Origin of the sequence: Pseudonocardia sp. ICBG1293 (genome assembly GCF_020131355.1) — a bacterium.
In the GTDB taxonomy this organism is placed as follows: domain Bacteria; phylum Actinomycetota; class Actinomycetes; order Mycobacteriales; family Pseudonocardiaceae; genus Pseudonocardia.
Window position 1 is genome coordinate 1 of record NZ_JAHLEL010000062.1, and the last position, 3,858, is coordinate 3,858.

General features: G+C 63.5%; 5 protein-coding genes. 3 read left to right on the forward strand and 2 right to left on the reverse strand.

Annotated elements, in window-relative coordinates; translation table 11 throughout:
* Positions 1-237: hypothetical protein (locus tag KPF47_RS34860; RefSeq protein ID WP_224392837.1), on the forward strand; the 237-nt coding region annotated here is incomplete at its 5' end.
* A 367-nt stretch (positions 238-604) separates the two neighbouring features.
* Here the strand turns inward: KPF47_RS34860 and KPF47_RS34865 are convergent.
* Entirely contained in the window at positions 605-1,363 is a 759-nt protein-coding gene (locus KPF47_RS34865; protein WP_224392831.1) for a GntR family transcriptional regulator, read from the reverse strand.
* Between the two features lie 306 nt (positions 1,364-1,669).
* Here KPF47_RS34865 and KPF47_RS34870 point away from each other — a divergent pair, with 306 nt between their 5' ends.
* The gene (locus KPF47_RS34870) at positions 1,670-1,981 is read left to right on the forward strand and encodes a hypothetical protein (RefSeq protein ID WP_224392832.1); all 312 of its coding nucleotides are present in this window, start codon (positions 1,670-1,672) and stop codon (positions 1,979-1,981) included.
* Positions 1,982-2,062: 81 nt separating this feature from the next.
* Positions 2,063-3,292, forward strand: coding sequence for an FtsK/SpoIIIE domain-containing protein (locus tag KPF47_RS34875; protein WP_224392833.1), 1,230 nt, complete (start codon positions 2,063-2,065; stop codon positions 3,290-3,292).
* A 24-nt stretch (positions 3,293-3,316) separates the two neighbouring features.
* Here the strand turns inward: KPF47_RS34875 and KPF47_RS34880 are convergent.
* A partial coding sequence (locus KPF47_RS34880) for a transposase (RefSeq protein ID WP_224392838.1) occupies positions 3,317-3,858 on the reverse strand: 542 nt, incomplete at its 5' end.

Genomic DNA, 3,858 nt, shown 5'->3' on the forward strand with positions numbered 1-3,858 from the left:
GTGGACTGGCTGATTCCCGCTGGGGCGCTGGCAGAGTGTGGAGTGTCTGCTGCGGCGATTCCGCTGGCTGAGCCTATTGCGATGGCGGTGATGAATGCTGTGGTGGCGAGGAAGCGTGCAAGCTTCTTGTTTGCATGGTGGCACCCAAGCATGGTGACTACTATCGGTCAAGGGAGGGTGTTTAGCGTAGTTGCACTGCTGCGACGAGCCGTTTTTGCTGGTGTCCTTTTTAGGTGAGATTTGTATTGTTGTGGGTGTTTTGCTCTGAAGTGGCGGTGTCAACGGATGGTTGACGTTCGGGTGGTTGTCGATACGGCGATACGCAGCTGGTGCTTGGAGGGTGGGGCTGCGGTCACGTCGGCGTGCGGAGCGCCGTCAGGGGGCCGTGGGTGCCCGCAACATGCCCGGGGTCGGGATGGGTTGCTGTCCAGGCTTGCGGGTGCCTGCGGCCCCTGATGCCCTGTGGGGCCGGCGTGACCGCAGCCCCACCCGGAGCCGCCCCTACTTCTCTCTCTCTCGGGTGGTGGGGGGGGGGGGTTCTCGGCTGCTGCGGGAGCAGAGGCCCCCCCGGAGGGGCCGCCGGAGGCAGACCTCTTTGGGACGGTTAGTTGGCTGGTAGCTCGTAGACCAGCTCGTATCGGTTGCCGGTGATCGTGATGTTGTTGACCTCGACTGGTGTTTCGCTTGACCAGGCGGTTCGCCAGAGGCGGTACACCGGCTCTCCGGGGCTTATGTTCATTTGTTTGGCTTCTTGTTCGTCGGCTCGGCCGATGCTGACGCGCTCGGTGTAGCTGCTCAGCTCGTACCCGAGTTCTTCGAGGCGTGCGTAGATGCCACCTGGACCACTGTTGTCGTCTTCGATCTGGGTTCCTTTGGTGATGTTGCGGGGGAGGTAGCTCGTCGCAAGCTGGAGAACCTCGTTGTCGGCTGCCATGACTCGATCTCGCACGCAGACCGGTGCACCGTGCTCGATGTGTAGGGCATCGGCGACAGCTTCGGTCGAGGCCTCGACTCGCACCTCGTTGCGGACGGTCGGGATGAGTCCGGCAGCGTGACAGTCGGTGACGAAGGCTCCACGCCCGGCGCTGCGCTCGTTGCGTGAGAGCCGGTTTCGTGTTGACCGAACGACTGATCGTTGTCCGCGCACGATCCAGCCAGCAGTGGATCGTGCGATCAGGTAACCGTCGTCGCGGAGCTGGTGCAGCGCTCGCGCGATAGTTCTGTCTGCTGCGCCGTACAGGTCCATCAGGTCGCGTCGTGGTGGTAGCCAGCTACCGGCCTGGTACTCCCCAGCATCCAGTTGTCTGCGTAGGTCGGCAGCGATTGCCTGCCATGACTGATTTGCAGGACTGGCTGTGGTCATCCGCGCACCGTATCCCTTCTGGAGTACTCCAAACGTGGGATCTTCCCCGCGGGCGCTTTGGAGTACTTCAATATGCGGCATAGTGCGAGGACGACATTGGAGTACTTCAAGCGGAGGAGCCCATCATGCTGCGTACCCTGCCCATCGACCCGGCACGTTTCAACCTCCTGGCCAGCGGAAAGCTCATGTCTAAGAGGTCGTTTCAGAACGACTTGTCGAGTTTCCATTGACCCCTCGACGACAGATCAAACGGCAGGTCAGATAGCCGCTTGTCGTCTACAACAGACACGTCGACCTCGTTCTGAAATGACCTCTAAGGCGGAGTACGCCGAGTTGTCCGATGGGTCGCGTAAGAGGGTTCCGGATAGTCAGGCGACTGATTGTGAGACTGGTCTGCCGCTCTGGGTCGTGGATTGCTTCCTTGATGATGACTCGGAGGAGGGTCGCGCCGAGGTTGTCGGTGTGACCGTCGTGAGTCGTGAGAAGCCGCAGGTCAAGAAGTTCCATCGTGTCGATTTCATCGACCTTGTGGCAACGGCGTACATGCGCGATGGACGACCCGCGTTCAGCTTTCGCGCGTCGGGCATCCATTCCGCTGTGCAGCCCAAGGCTGCCTGACCCTCCCCCGATCACTGGTCCTGGCCGGGCTGGCTTTCCGGCGGCCCGACCAGGGCCGATTCATCTCCGGAGTACCCCGTAATGACTCTGCTGTCGGCTTTCCTCGACACCCGTCGAGCTCGTCGCGCCGCCCGCGAGCTTGATCGCCGCCGGATGGAGCTCCGCGAGGACTTCGCCTGGCGGTGGCGGCAGGTCTGTGAGCACGTCGGCCTCTGCCGTTCGGTCTCCGTCGCGGCCGGGCAGACTGTTGTCGTGCCTAGGTTGGTCAACGTCGACATCGGCGACTACCTGGCTTTGATCGTGAAGTTGCTGCCTGGCCAGAAGCCGGAGGATTTCATTGCGCAGGTTGATCGCATTGCCTGGGCGTTGGGAGTGCTTCGGGTCCGGATTATCCCTCGTGGGATGGGGTGGCTCCGGATCGAGCTACACACCACCGATCCGCTCGACGTGGAGGTGACGGCGTGTCTGGCGGCTGGTGGTGGGCCCTCGGTCGCGACGACTCTGATCACGATCGCCCGTGATGAGTCCGGCAAGCTGGTCGCGATTCGCTGGACCGATGCTCCGCATGCTGTGGTCCAGGGCGCGACCCGCTCGGGCAAGAGCGTCTGGTGCTATGCGGTGCTCGCTCAGCTCGCCGCCCTCGACGATGTCCTGATCGCTGGGTGTGATCCGTCGGGTCTACTCCTGGGCCGTCTATACGACGACACCCGTCATCGGGGCTGGCAGAGCATGGGCACCCGTGATGTCCTTGCCCACCGCGATGTCCTGCAACGCCTTGTCGATGAGATGGACCGCCGTCTTGAGGGAATGCCGGAGCGTGCTGACAAGATCACCGAGTTCACTTCGGTCCGGCTGCTCATCGTTGTCGTACTCGAGGAGTTCCCCGGTCTGCTGGGGTTCGCCTCCACGCTTGCGACTCCCCGTGGTGAGGCCAAGGTCCGAGACCAACTGCTCAACCTCTACGGCCGTCTTGTCACTGAGGGCCACAAGGTCGGCTTCCGAGTCCTGGTGGTCACTCAGCGAGCCGACGCCACGATCCTGGGTGGTTTCCAGCGTGGCCAGCTTGGATTGCGCATGTCGTTCCGGGTCGCAGACCGTGAGGCCATCCCGATGCTCCACCAGGACGCCCGCAACCTTGCCACTGAGCACTCCCACGCAGATCCCGGCATTGCGTTGCTGGAAACCCCGACCACTGCCCTGGCTCGGGTCCGTGGTCCGCGCCTGCCCGGCCTGTCGGAGGAGTCTGACTACGCCTGGTATTGGGACGAGATCGCCACTGCCACCGCGCGTCTCCACGATGAAGCCGCGTAAGAGGTCGCGCGGATTGGTTGGTGATCATGGACGTCGTGCAGGTCGGGCGTTCCAGCGGTGTGTGGTCCAGGCCTGCCGAATCAAGCTACGGAGTGTGACGATCGTGTCGGCGAGGTCGAAGAACGCGTCGACGACGATTTCTCGTCGTTCGTAGCAGCGCTGCAGCCGGTTGAAGCTGTTGTGCCAAGCGTTGGTCCGCTCGACGTGCCAGCGGCGGGTGGCCTGGATCGGCGCTTTCTCACCCTTGTGCGCGATCTCGCCGTGCAGGCCTCGTTCGGCCAGCGTGTCGCGGGTCTTGCCGGAGTCATAGCCGGCGTCGAGGTGCACGGTGATGTCGTCGGGCAGCGGGCCGAGAGCATCGAGGCGGTCGAGGGTGGGGCCCAGTAGCGGGGAGTCGTGCCGGTTGGCTCCGGCCAGGACTCGGCCCAGCGGGATGCCGTATCCCTCGACGAGCACCGAACGTTTCATACCCTGTTTGCGCCGGTCCACCGGCGACGGACCGGCGACCTCGCCGCCGCCGGGGGCCTTGGTGATGGCGCCATCGACGGCGATGTCGTGCAGCAGCC

Bases quoted from the DNA above. Each gene is read 5' to 3' on its own strand.
- KPF47_RS34875 (WP_224392833.1), top strand. From the start codon at position 2,063: ATGACTCTGCTGTCGGCTTTCCTCGACACCCGTCGAGCTCGTCGCGCC.
- KPF47_RS34865 (WP_224392831.1), bottom strand. From the start codon at position 1,363: ATGACCACAGCCAGTCCTGCAAATCAGTCATGGCAGGCAATCGCTGCC.
- KPF47_RS34870 (WP_224392832.1), top strand. From the start codon at position 1,670: ATGACCTCTAAGGCGGAGTACGCCGAGTTGTCCGATGGGTCGCGTAAG.